Below are 21,495 nucleotides of genomic sequence, written 5' to 3' on the forward strand. Positions count from 1 at the left end.
GAAGCCGCGCCGATGCGATCGCGAATGCACCCCAGCTACTACCTGTCGACGGACATCTTCGCCCGCGAACAGCGCAAGATCTTTCGCAAGGCCTGGCTGTTTGCCGGGCTGAAGACGCTGCTGCCCGACAACAACTGCTTCATCACCCGCAGGGTCGCTGGCATTCCGGTGCTGATCCAGAACTTCCAGGGCCGCCTGCGCGCGTTCGAGAACGTCTGCCTGCACCGCAGCGCGCTGCTGCAGACCACTGCGGTGGGAAAGCGCCCGTTGGTCTGTCCCTACCATGCATGGAAGTACGACGCAGACGGTCGGGTTGAGAACATCCCCGAATGCGCGGCTGTGTATGGCTTCGACGAGGAAGAAAGACGCGGCCTGAAATTGCGGGAGTTCGCCCTGCGCGAGGTGGGCAACCTGCTGTTCGTCAACCTCGATCCCGACCCGATGCCGATCGAGGAGCAGTTTTCGGCAGACTTCATCGCCTTGCTGGAAAGCAGTTCCAATGCCTATGACACCGAGGTCATGGTGACCACGTGGCGTGGCCGGTACAACTGGAAACTCGCTTACGAAAATCTTCGCGATGCCAATCACCCGCGCTTCGTCCACCCCAAGACACTGGCCAAGAGCGTCAGCTTCACTCCCGAGGTAAACGAGGAACAAGCCAGGGAGTCCATGGAAGCGTTGCGAGACAGCTCGCCCGCTGCCTTGAGGCGTGAGATGCGCCGCTTCAGTTTCGGCGGCCCGGAAGCCGCCATCCCCAGCCTTCAGCATTTCGGCTGGCACGAGAAAGTGGAACGCTGGGGCAAGCAGGACGCCTATTTCAATTGGCTTGCCTTCCCAAACCTGCATATCGCCAGTGCTAACGGCGGCTATTCCTTCACCCTGGAACACCACATTCCCGTCGCGCCGGACCAGACCGACCTGGAAATCTACTGGTTTAGCGCACGCAGGAAACAGCCTTACGGTTCCTCCAGCCAAGTGCTACTGGCACAGATGCACGGCAGCAAGGTGGTGGTAGGCGAAGACGTGGACATCATGGAGCGGGTGCAGGCGGCCTTGCACACAGACGCTCCGCTACCTACCCAGGGAGCCTATGAATCCATGAATCGCCTGGTCGAACGCTGGTACACGACGCTGATGGAGACCGAACATGAAATCTAGGTGGATCATCGGCAGCAGCGACTACCTCGACCTGGCCTTTCATGCCTGGAAGCAGACGCGGCAGGACGAGACGGTCATCAGGGTCGACGTGCCACAAGACGCGGGACACGAGTTCGATCTTGGCGTGCTGGATGGGCTGAATCCGACCGAAGGGGCCATGTTTGTGGCTTTCGACGAACGCTTCGGCAACTTCAAGCGCATGGAACTGATGCAGGCAGCAATGGAACGTGGCTTCAAGCTGGAGCCCTTCATCCACCCCAGCGCAGCCATCGGCGCTGACACGATCATCGGACTCAACGCATTCGTGGGTGCCCATGCCGTCGTCGGGCACGGGTGCAGGATCGACTACAACACCGTCATCCATGCCGGCGCGCACCTCGGACCGGCATGCCGCGTCAAATCGTCATGCTGGATAGAGAACGGTGTGCACGTCGGCGCGGGCGTCGAGATCGGCGGCAATAGCATCCTGCGGACCGGCGCCATCGTGCGCGGTGGCGTCAAGGTGGGACGAAGCTGCGAACTTGGCTGGCCGCGCGTCTACTGCGAGGACGTACCTGCCAAGACCTATTTCGACGCCCGCTACGACGCCCCTATTCACACCTACGAGAGATGACGTTCATGAGCTCAAGAAATGAGCAGCTTCGCCAACAGATTCTCCAAATTGCGGAGCAGGAGCGCCCCGTACTCGAAGATGTCATCGCGCGCCTGCCCGCGATTGCCGGCCGCCCTGCATTCCTCATCGCTCCCGAGTCTTATGCTGGCGTGGTGCATGGCCCCAGCGTCGTTGCCGACCTGCGCCATGTGGTTGCCGCGATTGATGACCAAAGCATCCACCTGGACCGCATTCACGGCGCACCGCGCTGGAGTAGTCAGGAGTTCCTTGCCAAGGCAGGGCAGTACGCCGATGCGATCGCTATCGATTTCTCTTGCAGCCCGCGCGGTCGGGCGTTTGCAAATGACCTCTGTACCAGCGCGGGCATCGAGCAACTGAGCATTGCGCCTTGCCTGGATCCGCTGATCCCACGCTTCGAGCAACGCCCCCTCTTTCTGCTCCATCCGCGCTCGGGCATTGGCGAGATTTATGGCCCAAAGATCGTCCAGCGCTCCAGCCATGTCATTGCCGCCGTCGACGACCAGCCAAGCGACAGCGACACCGTTCATGGCGTGCCGCGTTGGAGCTCGCGCCAGTTCATTGAACAAGCGGCCCAGCATCCCCAGGCATTGGCCATCGATTTTTCCTACAGCCCTGGAGAATCGGGCCTTGCCCGCAAGCTCTGCGAACAAGCAGGCATTGAAAGGGTGGATGCCTGCCTGGCCGTTGCGCACTGTGGACTGCCCGCCGTATACGAGCCTGCCCGGGTATACCGTCAGCGGACGCTTGCGCGCCTGGACGAATTCCTGCGTCTTGCCGATCGACTGGACGACGATCTCAGCGTCTTTACCCTCTACAGCAACCTGTTGTTCCGCCTGACCTACAACTCCAGCCTCCTGTTGGATTGCTGGGCGACACCGATCAACGAGTACTTTTCAACATACGCCGATAGCAGCACATTCCAGTTGGGTCGGCGTGAACATTTCTGCGATGGCGGTGCCTTCCAGGGCCCTATCGTGCACAAGTTTCTAGAAGCATCCCGCCATCATTATGAAAGCATCACCGCCTTTGAACCCGATAGCATCAACTTCCAGAAATTGGAGGGCATCGCCAGCGCCCTCCCCCTTCCCCCGCACAACTTCAGGGCCATAAAAAAAGCCATCTCCAACGAACATACGACGCTGCGCTTCGAGCAGACCGGCACCGTTTCCAGCCATGTATCGCCAAATGGCGGAATCTCCGTGGCTACGACACGCCTGGACGACGAGCTGGAAAAGCTGACGCTACTGAAGTTGGACATCGAAGGGTTCGAGGCCAGGGCACTGGAAGGCGCATCTCACCTCATCCGTACCCAGCGCCCCCGCATGGCCATTTGTGTATACCACTACGCCCAGGATCTGCTGGATATCGTGGAGCAACTGGACAAACTGGTCGATGGCTATCACTTCCGTCTACGCCAGCACTCTCCCGGCCACTACTACGACCTCGTTTTGTATGCATCGCCCGTGGCCGGTGCCGCACCGCCGCCCTGGGCGGAGTAAGCCCGGGAAACTCACGACTTGAGAGATGGAGCGATGACTGACGCCCGCAACGCGGGGGGCTTGAAAAAAATCGTCGCGATGTGCACGGCCCGCTTTGTCCGACGATGACCGCCTACGCCGCACCCGTCAGGCGCCCAGCGCCATGTCGCCGACTCGATCGTGACATGGCGCTGGATGATCGCAATCGCAATCGGCGCGATGCTGCTCGACGAAGAACAACAGCATCTCCGAATTCAATGACACTGATAAGACCAGCAAAGTACATAAGGAAGCCCTGTCATGGCGTTAGCAGTCGGCTCGATCGAGCGAGCCACGATCAAATATCCAGGACTGAATCTGCGCAACACCAAGTTGATCGGCTGGGGGGCAGGACAGTTTTTCCGTGATTTCTATCCAGCCATCGCCCAGCAGTTGAACTTGCAGTACACCATCTGCCCGCGGCCGGAGAATCAGGGCACAACTGTCCATGGCCTGCCGGTCAGACCACCTTCGGCACTGGAGGAGGAATCGGTCGACGATGTGCTGATCGTCATCTTCTCCAATCACGCCGCAGAGGTGATGAACCAGATTGCAAAGGCACATGGCCGTTTCCGCACGGTACGTGCCGTCGAATACGGCCAGGGCAGCGTTGCACTGTTGCAGGAATTGCAGGATTTCTCGCGCTTGTTGCCCGAGCTGCAACTGTCCCGACAACTGACCAAGCCGGATACCGGCATCTTCGTGCAGGGGCTAGCGTTCGACTTTACGCCCCTGGTGCTGGCCTGGAATCGTTTGCGTTTCCCTTGGGCGTACCAGTGCATGGTGACCTGGGACCACCAACCAAGTGCGCTGCTGGACCGCTGCAGGCCCTGGCTGGACAAGCTGATTCTGGTGCCTCAGCCGGACAACCTGGGCCTGCACTACCGCAATGCGGTGCTGCGTTCCGCACGTCTGGGCGTGGAGCATCTGGCCGAGCAAGGCATCGCGTTTGCGGTGCGTTGCCGTAGCGACAACGTGCTGACCGGCTCAACGCACGACGCCATCAATGTCCATTTCAGAGGTAAACGCAATCAAGGAAAAATCGCAATTTCTTTGGGAGCAGGGTTTCGAAACATCCCGTTCCTTTTCACCGAGAAAGCCATGCTTGGCAGGACGCAGGACATGCTGGCATTGTGGTCGATGCCAGAGGATCCGCGACCGGCGAATTATGCGGACGACGAGTTTTCTCCAATGAACGAACTTGCACCCGATCGGCATTTTCAACAGCTGAGCCAATACGCCTTCGAATCGTCGTTGTGGAAGAGCTACGCACGCCAGCTCGGATTCCCGGCCGAGACCCTGGTCGATAGCTACCGTTTTGCAAAGTCCCGTCTGCTGGCATTGGAGCCACAGATGAGCTGGACGTCATTGAAGCTCGTGTCGTTGTTCAATGTAGCGCGCGACAATAGCTACGGTTTCTCGACGGACTTGTGGAACCGGCTGTTCACTGACACCGATGCGGTACTTGAGGCTGCCGAGGCAGTCAGCCGGCTGGAGCTCAACTCCACCGATTTTTGGCAAGGTAGAGTTGGCTGAGCCGCCCTCGCCACTCAACGCCATCGGTTGCCAGGAGGCTTCTATGACTTACGCCATCATCATCCCCGCGCGCCGCGACTCTTCGCGCCTGCCCGGAAAACCGTTGATCGAGCTGGGCGGTGTGCCCATGATCGTGCGCACCTATCAGCAGTGCGCCAAGGCGGCGCCGGCCGGGCAGATTCTGGTCGCCACCGACTGCGATGTGATTCAACGTACCTGCGAGCAGGCCGGCATCCGCACCTTGCTGACATCCAGTGCCTGCCTGACCGGCACCGATCGCGTTGCCGAAGTTGCACAACAGCTCGACGTGGACACCTACATCAATGTGCAGGGTGACGATCCGCTATTCAATCCACAAGACCTACGCCTGCTGATAGACGCTGCGACAGCAGCGCCGGGTGATGTGATCAACGGTTACTGCCCGGTCGCCAACATCGACGAGTTCCGTAATCCGAGCGTGCCCAAAGTGGTCGTTCGCCCGGATGGGCGTTTGCTGTACATGTCGCGCGCGGCAATCCCGGTCACCAAGCAAGGCGAGTTCCGGCACGCCTGGCGGCAGGTCTGCGCCTATGCGTTTCCCAGGCAGGCATTGCAGGCGTTTGCATCGGTGTCTTGCAAGACGCCCCTGGAAGAAATCGAGGATATCGAGATCCTGCGCTTTCTCGAACTGGGCTTCGAAGTGCGCATGGTGCAGATGAGCAACCAGTCGATCGCGGTGGATACGCCGGCTGATGTAGTGCGGGTGGAAGCGGCACTGCGCATGATGCAGCTCGGCGAGCAGAACGCGCCATGAGCCAGGATGAGACGTCCGACACGCAGCCCGGCATGCATTCGCCCATCTGCGGCACATCCGATCTCAGAAACCAGGCGCATGCCCAGGCGTATTCGCCACGTCGCTTCTTCGACCAGTTTCTGAAGACCGACGCGCCGGTGGTGCTGGACGTGGGTGCGCATCGCGGCGAGTCGATCCAGCACTTCAAGTCGATCTATCCGGATTGCCAGATGTATTCGTTCGAGCCAGATCCGCAGAATTTTGCCGAGCTGGAAAAAGTGGCTGCACAGTTCGGCACGACCACCATGTGCGTTGCATTGGGCGAGAAGGAAGAAGTCGGTCATTACTACCGGCAGAGTATCTCGCACCTGGGCGGGTTGCTGCCGATCAACGCGGATTCCACCGACTCGCTCGGCTATGCGCGGCAGGCGACGAACGAGGAAATTGTGGTCAGCAAGACCACCCTCGACAATGCCTGCGTCTTGCTGGGGATCGCCCAGGTACATATTCTCAAGATCGATGTGCAGGGGTTCGAGCGACAGGTGCTGGAGGGTGCAACTGCGATCCTGCAGCACACCGACTGCGCAGTGATCGAGATCGGCCTTTACGATTTCTACGGCAAGACCAACAGCTTCGTCGACGTGGTCAACCTGATGCAGGCGGCCGGCTTTTCGTTGTGGGACATCGCCAAACTGTCGAAGAACCCAAAGAGCTTGCGTACCGATTGGATCGAGGTGGTGTATCGCAAAGACTCAGCACAACCGCGAGATCGTCCTCAGCCCTAAGGGCGACTGCGTGCCGCTGCCGGTCAGGTTGCCACCGCACCACCGACGGCACGCTTATTGCATGACCGGCCAGGTTGAACCCCACCCAGGTGCGCTATCTACTGGCGCACGATGGGGCGCTCCGCCCTCCCCCGTTCCGCGCCTTGGATCCACCTGTGACTGTTCAAGCCAATCGATCGCCGATGACGCCCAACGCCCTGGTGAGCATCGTCATGCCGGCCTACAAGCCGCGCTATGTCGCGCAGGCGCTGGACAGCGTGCTGGCGCAGACCTACACGGCGTTGGAGCTGGTGATCTGCGACGACAATGGCGATGGCGCGATTGAGGCTGTGCTGGCGCCGCGCCTGGCGAGCGCTCCCTTCCCGATCCGCTACCACCGCAACCCGGCGCGACTGGGCGAACTCGGCAGCACCATCAAGGGCATCGGCCTGGCGCAAGGCGAGTACGTCAAGTTCCTGCATGACGACGACGTGCTGCAGCCGGACTGCATTGCGCAATTGGTGTCGGCGATGGAACGCAACCCCGGCACCGCGCTGGCATCCTCGCGCCGGCTGCGGATCGACGATGACGGTGCGCCGTTGCCGGACATCCTGGCCACCAGCTTCCCGTTTACCGACGATGTGCTGATCGACGGGCCGGAGCTGGTGTCGTTCCTGGCCGACCATGCCATCAACTTCATCGGCGAGCCGAGTTGCGTGCTTGCACGGCGCGCCGACCTGGTGGCGCTGGGCAATGAGCTGATGATGTTGAACGGCAAGGCCATCCACTGGGTGGGCGACCTGGCGATCTACGTCAAGCTGCTGCGTCACGGCAACCTGGCCTTGCTGTCCAGCCCGCTCACGCATTTTCGCGTGTCCAGCGTGCAGTTCAGTCAGGCCGGCCGCGATCAGGTCGGGGTCGGCGACCAGGGCCACGAAGACCTGCGCCAGGGCATCCGCCAGTTGGGCTGGCGGCGCGAGAGCGGCGACAACCGCCAGGTGCGCGTCGCCCCGCTCAGCCCGCACAAGGCACGCGTGTTCAAGTCGGTGGATCTGGTCAACGCGTTGATGCAGAGCGCAGGAATGGCCGAGCGCGTGTCGCCGGCCACCTGGTTGGGTGTGCGGCATCCGAGCATGGTCCAGCGCGCCTTGATCGATGCGCGTTTGCAGGCGCATGCGGGCGGCCCGCGGATCGCAGTGATGCTGATCGACGACACTGGCGACGCGGCGGCGGTGGCCGCAACCCAGGCCAGCCTGGCAGCGGTGGCGTGTTATCCGAATCAGCAGACCTGGGTGCTCAGCAGCTCCCCGCAGCAGGCCGCCGAGCACGGCGAGCGCGGTGTGCTGGTCGGCCCGGACGGGCTGGTGTCCACGCTCAACCGGACCATCGCCGCACAACAGTCCATCGACTGGGTACTGCTGGTCGAGGCCGGCAGCCTGTTCACCGCCAGCGGCCTGCTAGTCGTGGCGCTGGAGATGCTTGCGCTGCCGGACACCTGTCAGGCCATCTACGCCGATGAAGTGGTCGCGTTGGACGACGGCCAGCTGGGGCTGGCGATGCGGCCGGCGCTATATCTGGACATGTTGCTGAGTGCGCCGTCGACGATGTCGCGGCACTGGCTGTTCCGGCATCCCACGCTGGTTGCCGATGGCGGTTTTCCGGCTGGAGCGGGCGACGCCTTCGAACTGGATTACCAGCTGGGGCTGGTCGAGCGCTACGGCCTGGCCTGCATCCAGCACATCGCCGAACCCTTGCTGGTGGCATCGGCCAGCACGCGGCATGGCGACGAAGACCAGCAGCGCGCCATCAGCCGCCATCTTGCCGCGCGCGGATACGTGGACGCGGTGGTGGACAGCAACGGCCCCGGCCGGCACGCGGTGGATTACCGCCATGCACAGCAGCCGCTGGTCAGCATTCTGGTGCTGGTGGATGGACGCCTACCGCAGCTGCAACGCTGCCTGGAAAGCGTGCTCGCCAATACCGGCTACCCGCATTACGAGCTGCTGTTGCTGGATCGCGGCGACAGCGCCGAGCCGGCCCTGCGCGACTGGCTGGCGGGCATCGACAACCTTGGCCTGCAGCAGATCCGCGTGCTGCGCTTCGACGGTGCGCCCTCGCGCGAGGCGGCCTGCAATGCCGCGGCCGGGCAGGCGCGTGGGGAGCTGCTGTTGTGGCTGGCAGCGGGCGCCGCGGCGATCAAGTCCGATTGGCTGGCGCAGCTGCTCAACCACGCGCTGCGCCCGGAGGTCGGCGCGGTGGCCGGCAAGCTGCTGCGCGGTGACGGCACCGTGCATCACGCCGGCTTGCTGCTGGGCCTGGGGGCACCGGCAGCACGCGCGTTCGAAGGTGCCGCGTTCGACGACTCCGGCTATCTGCAACGCCTGCAGCTGGATCAGAACTACAGCGCGCTCAGTGGCGAATGCCTGATGCTGCCGCGCCAGCTGTTCCTGGACGCCGGCGGCTTTGCGCAGGAGCCGGCGCTGGCGCAATGGAGCGATGTCGATTTGTGCCTGCGCCTGCAGCAGGCCGGCTATCTCAATGTCTACGCCGCGCGCGCGCAGCTGCTGATCGATCCTCCCGACACAACGCCCGCCACCGCACTCGACGAAGAAGCGATGTATGCGCGCTGGCTACCGGTGATGGCCAACGACCCGGCCTACAACCCGGGCTTCTCGCTGGATCCCGGCGCCGGCTTCCAGCTGGCCGACCCGCGCGCCAGTTGGCGGCCATTGCAGTCGTGGCGACCGCTGCCGACGATGATCGCGCTGCCCGCCGATGTCGAAGGCTGCGGCCACTATCGGGTGATCCAGCCGCTGCGCGCCCTGCGCGAGGCCGGCATGGTCGAAGGCGTGCTGTTCAACGGCTATCTGGAGATCAGCGAGCTGGCGCGTCAGGATCCCGACGTGGTGATCCTGCAACGCCAGGTCGGCGAGCCGCGACTGGAAGCGATGCGGCGGATGCAGGCGCTGTCGCGCGCATTCAAGGTTTATGAGCTGGACGACTATCTGCCCAACCTGCCCCTGAAGAATGCGCATCGCGAGCACATGCCCAAGGACATTCTCAAGACAGTGCGGCGTGGGCTGGGCATGGTGGACCGCTTCGTGGTGTCCACCCAGGCGCTGGCCGAGGCATTCGTCGGGTTGCACAGCGACATCCGCGTGGCCGAGAACCGCCTGCCGCCGCATTGGTGGGAACACCTGCCCGCGCGGTCCGACCGTAAGGAACGCCAGGGCGGCAAGCCGCGCATCGGCTGGGCCGGCGGCGCCAGCCACACCGGCGACCTGGAACTGATCGCCGATGTGGTGCGCGAGCTGGCCGACGAGGTCGAATGGGTGTTCATGGGGATGTACCCGTTCGCGCTGCGCCAGCACATTCATCAGTTCCAGCCCGGCGTGCCGATCGACCACTACCCGGCCGCACTGGCGGCGCTGGATCTGGACCTGGCGCTGGCGCCGGTGGAACAAAACCTGTTCAACGAGTGCAAGAGCAATCTGCGCCTGCTGGAGTACGGCGCCTGCGGCTACCCGGTGATCGCCAGCGACGTGCGCTGCTACCAGGGCGGCCTGCCGGTGACCCTGGTGAAGAACCGCTACCGCGACTGGATCGGCGCGATCCGTGAGCATCTTGCCGACCCGGCCGCTTCGGCGGCAAAAGGCGCGGCATTGCGTAACGTGGTGCGCCGCGACTGGATGTTGCGCGGCAGCAACCTGGACACCTGGCGGGCGGCCTGGTTGCCCGACTAGCGCGGGCACGCCGCTTCAGCGTTTTCCCGCTTGCGGTAGAACGGATGCCTGGCTGCGCGTAACCTCTCGGTCGCCCTGCCGCTGGTCGCCTGCCGGCTCCCTTTCCCCGCGTGCGGGGGAAGGTGCCCGAAGGGCGGATGGGGCATGCGACCACACGCCAGTCCGCGCGTTGCCATGCATGCAGCGGCGTGGCAATTGACAGTGCCGCCCTCATCCGGCGCTACGCGCCACCTTCTCCCGCCCGCGGGAGAAGGGAAAGCATTGGCTGCGCGTGACGGGGGAAGGGAAAACCTTGGCTGCGCGTGATCTGTCGGTGCACTGCAGCTGACCACCATCGGCTCCCTTCCCCCGCGTGCGGGGGAAGGTGCCCGAAGGGCGGATGGGGGCCGGAATCGCTGCGACGTGCTCGTGACAGGCGCCCCAGGAACGTCCCGCGCCGGAATCCCGGCGCAGTTTCGGCACGCCGCTTGCATTGGTGTGGATGCCTCCCTGGCTGACCGCACCCATGAGCGACTCCGTTACCTCCATCCTCTCGCAGATCCGCAGCTACCAGACGCAGATGGGCCAAGGCCCGATGGGTGCGGTGGGCGATGCGGCGCGCGGCAACCAGATCCAGGGGCTGGCCGGCACGCAGGGAACACCGGCCACCCAGGCCCCGAGCTTCAGCGAGACCTTGCGCGGCGCCATCGGCGGCGTGAACGAGGCCCAGCAGAAGTCCGGTGCGTTGGCCAAGGCCTTCGAAATGGGCGACCCCAGTGCCGATCTGGCACGGGTCATGGTCGCCTCCCAGCAGTCCCAGGTGGCCTTCCGCGCCACCGTGGAAGTCCGCAACCGTCTCGTCCAGGCTTATCAGGACGTCATGAACATGCCGCTGTAAGGGTTGACGACACATGGCACTCGCGATCACCAAAGAAAACATGAACCAGAACGCCGAAAAGGCGGGGCAATGGTTCGACCGTGTCCGCAGCCTGCAGATCACCCGCAAGCTGACCATGATGGCGATGATCGCCGTGGCGGTGGCGGCCGGTCTGGCGGTGTTCTTCTGGTCGCAGAAACCCGGTTACCAGTCGCTGTACACCGGCCTGGACGACAAGGGCAATGCCGAGGCGGCCGACCTGCTGCGCACCGCGCAGATCCCGTTCAAGATCGACCAGGACACCGGCGCCATCTCGGTGCCGCAGGACCGTCTGTACGACGCCCGCCTGAAGCTGGCCGGCTCCGGCCTGACCGGCAAGGAAACCGGCGGCGGCTTCGAGCTGATGGAAAAGGACCCGGGCTTCGGCGTCAGCCAGTTCGTCGAAAACGCCCGCTACCAGCACGCCCTGGAAACCGAGTTGTCGCGCACCATCGGCACCCTGCGCCCGGTGCGCGAAGCCCGCGTGCACCTGGCCATTCCCAAGCCCAGCGCCTTCACCCGCCAGCGTGACGTGGCCAGCGCCTCGGTGGTGCTGGAGCTGCGCGGCGGCCAGGGCCTGGAACGCAACCAGGTCGACGCCATCGTCAACCTGGTCGCCTCCAGCATCCCGGACATGACCCCCGAGCGCGTCACCGTGGTCGACCAGAGCGGCCGCATGCTCTCCATCGCAGATCCCAACAGCGACGCCGCCCAGCACGCCGCCCAGTTCGAACAGGTGCGTCGCCAGGAAAGCTCCTACAACCAGCGTATCCGCGAGCTGCTCGAGCCGATGACCGGCCCGGGCCGGGTCAACCCGGAAGTCAGCGTTGACATGGACTTCTCGGTGGTCGAGGAAGCCCGCGAGCTCTACAACGGCGAGCCGGCCAAGCTGCGCAGCGAGCAGGTCAGCGACACCAGCACCAGCGCCACCGGCCCGCAGGGCCCGCCGGGCGCCACCAGCAACAGCCCCGGCCAGCCGCCGGCGCCAGCTGCAAACGCCACTGCCGGCGCACCGGGCACCCCGGCCGCTGCCAATGGCCAGGCCGCCGCAGCGGCCGCGCCGACTGAAAGTTCCAAGAGCGCCACCCGCAATTACGAATTGGACCGGACCTTGCAACACACCCGCCAGCCGGCCGGCCGCATCAAGCGGGTGTCGGTGGCGGTGCTGCTGGACAACGTCCCGCGTCCCGGTGCCAAGGGCAAGATGGTCGAGCAGCCGCTGACGGCCGCCGAGCTCACCCGCATCGAGGGCCTGGTCAAGCAGGCGGTCGGCTTCGACGCGGCCCGTGGCGACACGGTGTCGGTGATGAACGCCCCGTTCGTGCGCGAAGCGGTCGCTGGCGAGGAAGGTCCGAAGTGGTGGGAAGACCCGCGCGTGCAGAACGGTCTGCGCCTGCTGGTCGGTGCGGTGGTGGTGCTGGCGCTGCTATTCGGCGTGGTGCGCCCCACCCTGCGCCAGCTCACCGGCGTGACCGCGATCAAGGAAAAGCAGGCCAAGGGCGGCAACGATGGCACTCCGCAGAGCGCCGACGTGCGGATGGTCGACGATGACGACTTGATGCCGCGCCTGGAAGAGGACACCGCCCAGCTCGGTCAGGACCGCAAGACCCCGATCGCGCTGCCGGACGCCTACGAAGAACGCATGCGCCTCGCACGCGAAGCAGTCAAAGCCGATTCAAAACGTGTCGCACAAGTCGTGAAGGGATGGGTCGCCAGTGAAGCCTGATACACCACCGATGACCGGCGTACAGCGCGCCGCCGTGCTGCTGCTGTCGCTCGGGGAAAGCGACGCCGCCGAAGTGCTCAAGCACATGGACCCCAAGGAGGTGCAGAAGATCGGCATCGCCATGGCCACCATGACCGGCATCTCGCGCGACCAGGTCGAGAAGGTCATGGACGAGTTCAACGGCGAACTGGCCGGCAAGACCTCGCTGGGCGTGGGCGCCGACGACTACATCCGCAACGTGCTGATCCAGGCGCTGGGCGCCGACAAGGCCGGTGGCCTGATCGACCGCATCCTGCTCGGCCGCAACACCACCGGCCTGGACACCCTGAAGTGGATGGACCCGCGCGCGGTGGCCGACCTGGTGCGCAACGAGCACCCGCAGATCATCGCCATCGTCATGGCGCATCTGGACAGCGACCAGGCCGCCGAGGCCCTGAAGCTGCTGCCCGAGCGCACCCGCGCCGACGTGCTGCTGCGCATCGCCACCCTGGACGGCATCCCGCCCAATGCGCTGAGCGAGCTCAACGACATCATGGAGCGCCAGTTTTCCGGCAACCAGAACCTCAAGTCGTCCAACGTGGGCGGCATCAAGGTGGCCGCCAACATCCTCAACTTCCTGGACACCGGCGCCGACCAGGGCGTGCTGGGCGAGATCGGCAAGATCGACGCCGACCTGGCCGGCAAGATCCAGGACCTGATGTTCGTGTTCGACAACCTGGTGGACCTGGACGACCGCGGCCTGCAGACGCTGCTGCGCGAAGTCTCCGGCGAGCGCCTGGGGCTGGCCCTGCGCGGCGCCGACGTCAAGGTGCGCGAGAAGATCACCCGCAACATGTCCCAGCGCGCGGCCGAGATCCTGCTCGAGGACATGGAAGCGCGCGGCCCGGTGCGCCTGGCCGACGTGGAAGCGGCGCAGAAGGAAATCCTCACCATCGTCCGCCGCCTGGCTGACGAAGGCGCCATCAGCCTGGGCGGCGCCGGTGCGGAGGCGATGGTATGACCGACATCGTCACCCGCTGGCTGGCCCCCGACCTGCACCTGGAGCCGGCCCCGCCGGAGCCGGAATTCGACGAACCAGCGGTGTACGAGCCGGTGCTGCGTCCGCCGACCCTGGAAGAGATCCAGGCCATCGAAGACGCCGCCCAGCAGGAAGGCTTTGCGCGTGGACATGCCGACGGCTTTGCCCAGGGCCAGTCGGAGGTGCGCCGCCTGACCGCGCAGATCGACGGCATCCTGGACAACTTCACCCGCCCGCTGGCGCGGCTGGAGAACGAAGTGGTCGGCGCGCTCGGCGAGCTGGCCGTGCGCATCGCCGGTTCGCTGGTCGGGCGTGCCTATCAGGCCGACCCGCAGCTGCTGGCCGAGCTGGTGCACGAGGCCATCGACGCAGTCGGCGGGGCCGGCCGCGAGGTGGAAGTGCGCCTGCACCCGGACGACATCACCGCGCTGCTGCCGCATCTGGCGCCCAGCAGCACCACCCGCGTGGCCCCGGACCTGAGCCTGAGCCGCGGCGACCTGCGCGTGCACGCCGAAAGCGTGCGCGTGGACGGAACACTGGACGCGCGCCTGCGGGCCGCGCTGGAGACGGTCATGCGCAAATCCGGAGCGGGCCTGTGAGCGACCTGTTGGGCACCACCCCGGCCCCGGCCGACTGGCTGGACGCGCGCAACCTGCGCCTGGCCACCCGCCTGGGCGGCCTCGGGCTGGAACCCACGGCCGGGCGCACCCTGATCCGCGAAGGCATCCTGCGTCGCGCGGTCGGCCTGACCCTGGAAGCCACCGGCTGCGAGGCGCCGATGGGCGCCACCTGCAAGGTCGAGGTCGACGGCGGCTGGGTCGATGCCGAAGTGGTCGGCTTCGCCGGCGAACGCACCTACCTGATGCCCAGCGCCGAACTGCATGGCCTGCTGCCGAACGCCCGCGTGGTGCCCTCGCGGCGCCGCGGCGGCGTGGAAGTGGGCGAAGGCCTGCTCGGCCGCGTCATCGACAGCGACGGCACCCCGCTGGACGGCAAGGGCCCGATCCGCGGCGAAGGCAGCGTCAGCATGGCCGGCGTGTCGATCAACCCGCTGGCGCGCGAGCCGATCACCACCTCGCTGGATGTCGGCGTACGCGCGATCAACGCGCTACTGCCGATCGGCCGTGGCCAGCGTGTCGGCCTGTTCGCCGGCTCCGGTGTCGGTAAATCGACACTGCTGGGCATGATGACCCGCTTCACCTCGGCCGACGTGATCGTGGTCGGGCTGATCGGCGAACGTGGCCGCGAAGTGCGCGACTTCGTCGAAACCACCCTGGGCGAAGAAGGCCTGCGCCGCGCCGTGGTCGTGGCCGCCCCGGCCGACCGCCCGCCGTTGGCGCGCCTGCATGGCGCCTACCGCGCCACCGCCATTGCCGAATGGTTCCGCGACCAGGGCCTGAACGTGCTGCTGCTGATGGACTCGCTGACCCGTTTCGCCCAGGCGCAGCGCGAGATCGGCCTGTCGGTCGGCGAGCCGCCGACCACCCGCGGCTACCCGCCGTCGGTGTTCGCCAAATTGCCGGCGCTGGTCGAACGGGCCGGCAACGGCGCCAAGGGGCGCGGCTCGATCACCGCCTTCTACACCGTGCTGACCGAAGGCGACGACCCGCAGGACCCGATCGCCGACGCCGCGCGCGCCATTCTCGACGGCCACATCCTGCTCTCGCGCCGGGTTGCCGACAGCGGCCTGTACCCGGCCATCGACGTCGAATCATCGGTCAGCCGTGTGGTGCAGGACATCGCCGACGACACCTGGCGCCTGCGCATCCGCAAGCTCAAGCGGCTGCTGTCGGCCTACACCGCCAACCGCGACCTGATCGCCATTGGTGCCTACCAGCGCGGCAGCGATCCGGCCACCGACGAAGCATTGGCGCGCTGGCCGGAGATCGTCGAATTCCTCGGCCAGGACGTCCACCGGGCCGCCGACCTGCCCGACAGCCTATCCGCGTTGCAGCGGCTGGTCGAACCCGAGAACTAATCCATGATGCAATCCAAACGGATCGACCCGCTGCTGCGCCGCGCCCAGGAACAGGAAGACAAGGTGGCGCGCGACCTGGCCGAGCGTCAGCGCGCCCTGGACACCCACCAGTCGCGCCTGGAAGAGCTGCGCCGCTACGCCGAGGAATACGCCAACAGCCACATGGCCGGTACCAGTGCCGCTGCGCTGAGCAACCGCCGCGCCTTCCTGGACCGGCTCGACAGCGCGGTGCTGCAGCAGGCGCAGACGGTGGAAAACAACCGCAACAAGGTGGAAGCCGAGCGCACCCGGCTGCTGCTGGCCAGCCGCGAGAAGCAGGTGCTGGAACAGCTGGCCGCCAGCTACCGCGCACAGGAGAACAAGGTGATCGAACGCCGCGACCAGCGTGAGATGGACGACCTCGGCGCGCGTCGTTCGCGCCTGGCCCGCAGCGAAGATACCCACGGAGAATCCGCATGAATCCCTTGTCCGCCTTTGCAGCCGGCCTCGGCGCCCTCGCTAGCACCGGTAAGAAATCCAGCTACAGCGATCCCTCGTCCGAGCCAGACGCCGGCCAGGACCAGTTCGCGCGCATGCTCAACCCGGCCAACACGCCGAACCAGGCCCCGCCGCAGGCGCCCGAGCGCGTGCCGGCCAAGCAGGCCGCGCCCAAGCCCAGCCAGCCCGACAGGCAGCGCAGCGACGACGACCACGGCGACGATGCGCCCGGCGATGCCACCGCACGCCCGCGCGCGCAGGATGGCGATGCCAAGGCCGCCAAGGCCGGCGCCAAGGAACCGGCTGCCGCCGACGGCAGCAGCGCCGCCGGCTCCGCCAAGACCGGCAAGACCACAACCAACGACGAAGACGCGCCGGCCGACGCAGCCACCGCCACCGACACCGGCTGGCCACCGCCGGGCCTGGGCGGCTTCGGTATGGGCCTGCTGACGCAGGCACTGCCCGGTGGCGATGTACTCGCCGCCGCGGCCGCGGCACTGGCGGCCGGCGTGACCGCTGCCGCCGGCACCACGCCGACCGCAACCGCGCTGCCGACCGATGCAGCCGCATCCGCTGCACCCACGACCGCCGGCACCGCCCTGCCCGCGTTGGGCGCGCTGGCACCGGCTGCCGCCGCGGGCGCCAAGCCCACGTCCGTCACCGCCTTGAGCGGCGACGCCCAGACGGCCGCGCTGATGGGGATGGCGTCCAAGGCCCTGGAGCCGGGCGCCGACGACAGCGCCGGCCCGGCCGCGCCGGACGCCCCGGCGTTCGTGCTGCCGACCACCACCGCGACCGCGCTCGGCCGCCTGCAGGACCCGGCGCCGGTGTTCAGCGCCTCGCCAACCCCGACCCCGGACATGGGCAGCGACAGCTTCGACGACGCCATCGGCGCGCGCATGAGCTGGCTGGCCGACCAGAAAATCGGCCATGCGCATATCAAGGTGACCCCGAACGAGATGGGCCCGGTCGAGGTGCGGCTGCACCTGGACGGCGACAAGGTCAATGCCAGCTTCAGCTCCGCCAATGCCGACGTGCGCCAGGCGCTGGAGCAGAGCCTGCCGCGCCTGCGCGAAATGCTCGGGCAGAACGGCTTCCAGCTCGGCCAGGCCGATGTCGGCCAGCAACAGCAGAGCCAGTCCGGCAACCGCAACGGTGGCGGCAGCGACGGCAACGGCCTCAGCCTGGACGACAGCCCGCCCGTCGGAATTCCGTCGGTGGTGCTGCGCCAGCGTGGATTGCTGGACGCCTACGCCTGAGCCCGCGCGCCGGGAACGTCCCGGCGCGGCCGAAAACCGCGTATCGGCAAGCGCCGGCACCGTCCGCAGACCCTCGCAGCGCAAGGCTTGCGGGGGTTTTGTCGTTGAACCTGCACGTGCGCCAGGAAACCGTCGCGCCATTGGCATGCCAATTGCATCCATTGGGTGAGCATTCCCCTGGAGCAGACTGTGGCAGCCGCTGAAAAACCCAAGAAGACCGAAGACAAAGACGACAAGGGCGACAAGAAGAAGGGCGGCAAGAAACTTCTGCTGATCGCCGTCGGGGTCGTGGTGCTGGCCGCGGCCGGCGGCGGCGCCTGGTTCTTCTTCGGCCACAAGGGCGAGGAGAAAGGCGGCAAGCACGACGCGCCCAAGGTGGCCGAGGTGCCCAAGCCGGCGCAGTACTTCCCGATGGACCCGGCGATCGTGGTCAACCTGGCCGACCCCGGCGACGGCCCGCAGTACCTGCAGGTCGAAGTGCAGCTGGTCACCCGCGACCCGGAAGACCTCAAGCTGATCACCGAAAACGCCCCGGCCATCCGCGCGCATCTGCTGATGCTGCTGTCGCAGGTCAAGGCCGCCGATGTGGCCGACCAGGTCGGCAAGCAGAAGCTGCAGAAGGCGGCCCTGGCCGAAGCGCAGAAGGTCATGACCGGCGAGACCGGCAAGAAGTGCGTCGAAGAACTGCTGTTCACCAGTTTCGTCACCCAGTAAGGCCTGCCCCATGAGCGTCAGCGATCTGCTTTCCCAGGACGAAATCGATGCCCTGCTGCATGGCGTGGATTCGGGTGCGGTCAACACCGAGCCGGAGCCGCTGCCCGGCGAGGCGCGCCAGTACGACCTGTCCAGCCAGGACCGCATCATCCGTGGCCGCATGCCGACCCTGGAGATGGTCAACGAGCGCTTCGCGCGGCTGTGGCGCATCGGCCTGTTCAACCTGATCCGGCGCTCTGCCGACCTGTCGGTGCGCGGCATCGACCTGGTCAAGTTCAACGAGTACATGCACTCGCTGTATGTGCCCACCAACCTCAACCTGATCCGCTTCAAGCCGCTGCGCGGCACCGGCCTGATCGTGTTCGAACCCACGCTGGTGTTCACCGTGGTGGACAACTTCTTCGGCGGCGACGGCCGTTACCACACCCGTATCGAAGGCCGTGAATTCACCGCCACCGAGATGCGCGTGGTGCAGCTGATGCTCAAGCAGACCTTCGCCGACCTGAAGGAAGCCTGGGCGCCGGTGATGGAAGTGGACTTCGAGTACATCAACTCGGAGATCAACCCGCATTTCGCCAACATCGTCACCCCGCGCGAGTACGTGGTGGTGTGCCGTTTCCATGTCGAACTGGAAGGCGGCGGCGGCGAGATCCACATCACCCTGCCGTATTCGATGCTGGAGCCGATCCGCGAACTGCTCGATGCCGGCATCCAGAGCGACCGCAACGACCGCGATGACTCCTGGAACGTGATGCTGCGCGAGCAACTGGACACCGCCGAGGTGACCCTGTCCAGCGTGCTGGCCAGCAAGCGCATGAGCCTGCGCCAGCTCACCGGCCTGAAGGTCGGCGACATCCTGCCGATCGACCTGCCCGCACAGGTGCCGCTGTGCGTGGAAGACATCCCGTTGTTCACCGGCGAATTCGGCGTTTCCAATGGCAATAACGCCGTCAAGATCACCGCCGTACGCCCGCCCGGCGTGCAAGCCCCACGCGCCGTTCCCTCCCAGGACTCCAGCAAATGATCAACTCCGACACCCTCGACGCCGCGCCCGCCACCTTCGACAGCCTGCAGGCCGAGCACGACCAGAACGCCACCGACCTCAACCTGGACGTCATCCTGGACGTGCCGGTGACGCTGTCGCTGGAAGTGGGCCGCGCGCGCATCCCGATCCGCAACCTGCTGCAGCTCAACCAGGGCTCGGTGGTGGAGCTGGAGCGCGGCGCCGGCGAACCGCTGGACGTGTACGTCAACGGCACCCTGATCGCGCATGGCGAAGTGGTGGTCATCAACGACCGCTTCGGCATCCGCCTGACCGACGTGGTCAGCCCCAGCGAACGGATCCGGAGGCTGCGGTGATCGGCCTGCTGGCCGCTGCCGCGCCGGTCGCGGCCAAGGCCACCCAGGTCGGCGCGCAGGCGCCGTCCTCGCCCAGCCTGTTTGGCGCGGTCTTTGCATTGCTGCTGGTGCTCGCGCTGATCGTCGGCCTGGGCTGGTTGCTCAAGCGCATGCCCGGCAGCGGTTTCCGCAATACCGAGGGCCTGCGGTTGGTGACCAGCCTGGCGGTGGGTGCCAAGGAACGCGTGGTGGTGGTGGAGGTCAACGGCCAGCAGTTGTTGCTCGGCATCACCGCCGGCGGCATCAACACCTTGCACACCCTGTCCGAACCGCTGCCGCCCGCGCCCGCCCCCACCCTGCCCAACTTCAAGCAACTTCCCAATTTCGCCCAGCTGCTGGCACAGAAGCTGCGCAAGGACCCGTGACATGTTGAGTCGTTGGAATCGCTGGGGGCGCAGCCTCCGCCTGGTGCTGATCCTGCTGGTGATGAGCTGCCCGCTGCTGGCCGCGGCCACGCCTGCCGCATTGCCGGCCATGGCCCAGGCCGCCGCTCCCGCCGCAGCGCCGGCGGCCGCGCCCGCCGGTGCCAATCAGCTGCCGTCGTTGCCCAATGTCAGCGTCGGCCGCATCGGCGACCAGCCGGTGAGCCTGCCGCTGCAGACCCTGCTGCTGATGACGGCAATCACCCTGCTGCCGTCGATGCTGCTGGTGCTGACCGCCTTCACCCGCATCACCATCGTGCTGGGCCTGCTGCGCCAGGCACTGGGCACCGGCCAGACCCCGTCCAATCAGGTGCTGCTGGGGCTGTCGATGTTCCTGACCGCGCTGGTGATGATGCCGGTGTGGCAGAAGATGTGGGGCGCCGGGCTGTCGCCGTACCTCAACAACCAGATCGATTTCCAGACTGCCTGGACGCTGACCACCCAGCCGCTGCGCGCCTTCATGCTGGCGCAGATCCGCGAGACCGACCTGATGACCTTCGCCGGCATGGCCGGCGACGGCAAGTACGCCGGCCCGGACGCGGTGCCGTTCCCGGTGCTGGTGGCCTCGTTCGTGACCAGCGAGCTGAAGACCGCGTTCGAGATCGGCTTTCTGATCTTCATTCCGTTCGTGATCATCGATCTGGTGGTCGCCAGCGTGCTGATGTCGATGGGCATGATGATGCTGTCACCGATGCTGATCTCGGCACCGTTCAAGATCCTGCTGTTCATCCTGGTGGACGGTTGGGTGCTGGTGGTCGGCACGTTGGCGGCGAGCTTCAACGCGTCGTAGCCGCGCGGTTGCACACGCGCCGCCCGCCGGCGTGTCCACCCGGTTTGCCGGCGTCGGTGTGCAGTCCCAAGGCCGAGCAGCAAACGCCGACGCAACCGCAGAGCAAACAACGACCGCGATAGCCAGTGCAGCCAACAGCGGCCGAAGCGCACAGCTGAGCAATGCCCCAGCCGAGCCACCCAACACGCGTGGCGAGGCGTCGCCTCGTACCCCCACCCCAACCCCTCTCCCGCTGGAGAGGGGCCAGCTTCTGCAGACCGCACCTTCGTCAGCCCATACCCCGTCGCACCAGCTCAAATCTCCTCCCCCTATTCACACTCCCGATTCCCGATTCCCGATTCCCGATTCCCGATTCCCCAATCCCCAATCCCCAATCCCATCCTTTGGCACCCCACTTGCATCACCACACCCATGAGCCCTGAAATCGCCCTGACCGAATTGCGTGGTGGCCTGGTCACCGTCCTGTGGATTGCCGGACCGATGTTGCTGGCGGTGCTGGTCGTCGGTGTCGTGATCGGTGTGGTGCAGGCCGCCACCCAGTTGAACGAACCGACCATCGCCTTCGTAGCCAAGGCGGTCGCGCTGACGGCCACCTTGTTCGCCACCGGCAGCATGCTGCTGGGGCATCTGGTGGAGTTCACCATTGCGCTGTTCCAGCGCATTCCGCATCTGATCGGCTAGCGGACCAGCGCGG

The 21,495-nt window shown here is 65.8% G+C and carries 20 protein-coding genes; all 20 read left to right on the forward strand.

Going from position 1 to position 21,495, the window contains the following annotated elements; translation table 11 throughout:
• Positions 1 to 12 precede the first annotated feature (12 nt).
• The 20 genes from CPBF1521_RS12150 to CPBF1521_RS12245 all read left to right on the forward strand — a co-directional run bounded on the left by CPBF1521_RS12150 (position 13) and on the right by CPBF1521_RS12245 (position 21,482).
• Positions 13 to 1,158 (forward strand): aromatic ring-hydroxylating oxygenase subunit alpha, encoded by a 1,146-nt coding sequence (locus CPBF1521_RS12150; RefSeq protein WP_115677166.1) that lies wholly within the window; start codon positions 13 to 15, stop codon positions 1,156 to 1,158.
• On the forward strand, positions 1,148 to 1,771 hold the full coding sequence (locus CPBF1521_RS12155) for an LbetaH domain-containing protein (RefSeq protein WP_115677167.1): 624 nt from the start codon (positions 1,148 to 1,150) through the stop codon (positions 1,769 to 1,771). Before CPBF1521_RS12150 ends, CPBF1521_RS12155 begins: the two co-directional genes overlap by 11 nt.
• Positions 1,768 to 3,291: an FkbM family methyltransferase gene (locus CPBF1521_RS12160; protein WP_115677168.1), complete on the forward strand. Its 1,524-nt coding sequence runs from the start codon at positions 1,768 to 1,770 to the stop codon at positions 3,289 to 3,291. Before CPBF1521_RS12155 ends, CPBF1521_RS12160 begins: the two co-directional genes overlap by 4 nt.
• 279 nt (positions 3,292 to 3,570) lie before the next feature.
• Positions 3,571 to 4,845 carry a hypothetical protein gene (locus tag CPBF1521_RS12165; RefSeq protein WP_115677169.1) on the forward strand — a complete coding sequence of 425 codons (1,275 nt, stop codon included), beginning with the start codon at positions 3,571 to 3,573 and terminating at the stop codon, positions 4,843 to 4,845.
• Positions 4,775 to 5,638, forward strand: a complete 864-nt coding sequence (locus CPBF1521_RS12170) for a 3-deoxy-manno-octulosonate cytidylyltransferase (RefSeq protein WP_235858444.1) — start codon at positions 4,775 to 4,777, stop codon at positions 5,636 to 5,638. The genes CPBF1521_RS12165 and CPBF1521_RS12170 overlap by 71 nt, the downstream gene beginning before the upstream one ends.
• Positions 5,635 to 6,402, forward strand: coding sequence for an FkbM family methyltransferase (locus tag CPBF1521_RS12175; RefSeq protein WP_115677171.1), 768 nt, complete (start codon positions 5,635 to 5,637; stop codon positions 6,400 to 6,402). Before CPBF1521_RS12170 ends, CPBF1521_RS12175 begins: the two co-directional genes overlap by 4 nt.
• 182 nt (positions 6,403 to 6,584) lie before the next feature.
• On the forward strand, positions 6,585 to 10,124 hold the full coding sequence (locus CPBF1521_RS12180) for a glycosyltransferase (RefSeq protein ID WP_478212767.1): 3,540 nt from the start codon (positions 6,585 to 6,587) through the stop codon (positions 10,122 to 10,124).
• Between the two features lie 505 nt (positions 10,125 to 10,629).
• Positions 10,630 to 11,001, forward strand: a complete 372-nt coding sequence (gene fliE / locus CPBF1521_RS12185; RefSeq protein WP_006449786.1) for a flagellar hook-basal body complex protein FliE — start codon at positions 10,630 to 10,632, stop codon at positions 10,999 to 11,001.
• A gap of 13 nt (positions 11,002 to 11,014) precedes the next feature.
• Positions 11,015 to 12,745, forward strand: coding sequence for a flagellar basal-body MS-ring/collar protein FliF (gene fliF, locus CPBF1521_RS12190; protein ID WP_104582701.1), 1,731 nt, complete (start codon positions 11,015 to 11,017; stop codon positions 12,743 to 12,745).
• A 10-nt stretch (positions 12,746 to 12,755) separates the two neighbouring features.
• The gene (gene fliG, locus CPBF1521_RS12195) at positions 12,756 to 13,745 is read left to right on the forward strand and encodes a flagellar motor switch protein FliG (protein ID WP_016904678.1); all 990 of its coding nucleotides are present in this window, start codon (positions 12,756 to 12,758) and stop codon (positions 13,743 to 13,745) included.
• On the forward strand, positions 13,742 to 14,362 hold the full coding sequence (locus tag CPBF1521_RS12200; RefSeq protein ID WP_104582702.1) for a FliH/SctL family protein: 621 nt from the start codon (positions 13,742 to 13,744) through the stop codon (positions 14,360 to 14,362). The genes fliG and CPBF1521_RS12200 overlap by 4 nt, the downstream gene beginning before the upstream one ends.
• Complete coding sequence (gene fliI, locus CPBF1521_RS12205; protein ID WP_104648693.1) at positions 14,359 to 15,741, forward strand: flagellar protein export ATPase FliI; 1,383 nt, start codon at positions 14,359 to 14,361, stop codon at positions 15,739 to 15,741. Before CPBF1521_RS12200 ends, fliI begins: the two co-directional genes overlap by 4 nt.
• 3 nt (positions 15,742 to 15,744) lie before the next feature.
• Positions 15,745 to 16,200, forward strand: coding sequence for a flagellar export protein FliJ (gene fliJ / locus CPBF1521_RS12210; RefSeq protein ID WP_104582704.1), 456 nt, complete (start codon positions 15,745 to 15,747; stop codon positions 16,198 to 16,200).
• Positions 16,197 to 17,477, forward strand: a complete 1,281-nt coding sequence (locus CPBF1521_RS12215) for a flagellar hook-length control protein FliK (RefSeq protein ID WP_115677172.1) — start codon at positions 16,197 to 16,199, stop codon at positions 17,475 to 17,477. Before fliJ ends, CPBF1521_RS12215 begins: the two co-directional genes overlap by 4 nt.
• A 165-nt stretch (positions 17,478 to 17,642) precedes the next feature.
• Positions 17,643 to 18,191, forward strand: coding sequence for a flagellar basal body-associated FliL family protein (locus CPBF1521_RS12220; protein ID WP_181901216.1), 549 nt, complete (start codon positions 17,643 to 17,645; stop codon positions 18,189 to 18,191).
• Positions 18,192 to 18,201: 10 nt separating this feature from the next.
• Positions 18,202 to 19,215, forward strand: coding sequence for a flagellar motor switch protein FliM (fliM, locus tag CPBF1521_RS12225; RefSeq protein WP_104582707.1), 1,014 nt, complete (start codon positions 18,202 to 18,204; stop codon positions 19,213 to 19,215).
• Entirely contained in the window at positions 19,212 to 19,550 is a 339-nt protein-coding gene (fliN, locus tag CPBF1521_RS12230; RefSeq protein WP_104582708.1) for a flagellar motor switch protein FliN, read from the forward strand. Before fliM ends, fliN begins: the two co-directional genes overlap by 4 nt.
• Positions 19,547 to 19,954 carry a flagellar biosynthetic protein FliO gene (gene fliO / locus CPBF1521_RS12235; RefSeq protein WP_115677173.1) on the forward strand — a complete coding sequence of 136 codons (408 nt, stop codon included), beginning with the start codon at positions 19,547 to 19,549 and terminating at the stop codon, positions 19,952 to 19,954. The genes fliN and fliO overlap by 4 nt, the downstream gene beginning before the upstream one ends.
• Position 19,955: 1 nt before the next feature.
• The gene (gene fliP, locus CPBF1521_RS12240) at positions 19,956 to 20,801 is read left to right on the forward strand and encodes a flagellar type III secretion system pore protein FliP (RefSeq protein ID WP_039521458.1); all 846 of its coding nucleotides are present in this window, start codon (positions 19,956 to 19,958) and stop codon (positions 20,799 to 20,801) included.
• A 411-nt stretch (positions 20,802 to 21,212) separates the two neighbouring features.
• On the forward strand, positions 21,213 to 21,482 hold the full coding sequence (locus CPBF1521_RS12245) for a flagellar biosynthetic protein FliQ (RefSeq protein WP_005917968.1): 270 nt from the start codon (positions 21,213 to 21,215) through the stop codon (positions 21,480 to 21,482).
• Positions 21,483 to 21,495: the final 13 nt, after the last annotated feature.

Source organism: Xanthomonas euroxanthea (assembly GCF_900476395.1).
GTDB classification, from domain to species: domain Bacteria; phylum Pseudomonadota; class Gammaproteobacteria; order Xanthomonadales; family Xanthomonadaceae; genus Xanthomonas; species Xanthomonas euroxanthea.

Excerpts from the sequence above, each read along its gene's own strand:
- fliE (WP_006449786.1), top strand. The coding sequence starts at position 10,630 with ATGAGCGACTCCGTTACCTCCATCCTCTCGCAGATCCGCAGCTACCAG.
- CPBF1521_RS12245 (WP_005917968.1), top strand. The coding sequence starts at position 21,213 with ATGAGCCCTGAAATCGCCCTGACCGAATTGCGTGGTGGCCTGGTCACC.
- CPBF1521_RS12160 (WP_115677168.1), top strand. The coding sequence starts at position 1,768 with ATGACGTTCATGAGCTCAAGAAATGAGCAGCTTCGCCAACAGATTCTC.
- CPBF1521_RS12155 (WP_115677167.1), top strand. The coding sequence starts at position 1,148 with ATGAAATCTAGGTGGATCATCGGCAGCAGCGACTACCTCGACCTGGCC.
- fliP (WP_039521458.1), top strand. The coding sequence starts at position 19,956 with ATGTTGAGTCGTTGGAATCGCTGGGGGCGCAGCCTCCGCCTGGTGCTG.
- CPBF1521_RS12175 (WP_115677171.1), top strand. The coding sequence starts at position 5,635 with ATGAGCCAGGATGAGACGTCCGACACGCAGCCCGGCATGCATTCGCCC.
- fliG (WP_016904678.1), top strand. The coding sequence starts at position 12,756 with ATGACCGGCGTACAGCGCGCCGCCGTGCTGCTGCTGTCGCTCGGGGAA.
- CPBF1521_RS12165 (WP_115677169.1), top strand. The coding sequence starts at position 3,571 with ATGGCGTTAGCAGTCGGCTCGATCGAGCGAGCCACGATCAAATATCCA.
- fliM (WP_104582707.1), top strand. The coding sequence starts at position 18,202 with ATGAGCGTCAGCGATCTGCTTTCCCAGGACGAAATCGATGCCCTGCTG.
- CPBF1521_RS12150 (WP_115677166.1), top strand. The coding sequence starts at position 13 with ATGCGATCGCGAATGCACCCCAGCTACTACCTGTCGACGGACATCTTC.
- CPBF1521_RS12180 (WP_478212767.1), top strand. The coding sequence starts at position 6,585 with ATGACGCCCAACGCCCTGGTGAGCATCGTCATGCCGGCCTACAAGCCG.
- CPBF1521_RS12215 (WP_115677172.1), top strand. The coding sequence starts at position 16,197 with ATGAATCCCTTGTCCGCCTTTGCAGCCGGCCTCGGCGCCCTCGCTAGC.
- fliF (WP_104582701.1), top strand. The coding sequence starts at position 11,015 with ATGGCACTCGCGATCACCAAAGAAAACATGAACCAGAACGCCGAAAAG.
- CPBF1521_RS12200 (WP_104582702.1), top strand. The coding sequence starts at position 13,742 with ATGACCGACATCGTCACCCGCTGGCTGGCCCCCGACCTGCACCTGGAG.
- fliN (WP_104582708.1), top strand. The coding sequence starts at position 19,212 with ATGATCAACTCCGACACCCTCGACGCCGCGCCCGCCACCTTCGACAGC.
- fliJ (WP_104582704.1), top strand. The coding sequence starts at position 15,745 with ATGATGCAATCCAAACGGATCGACCCGCTGCTGCGCCGCGCCCAGGAA.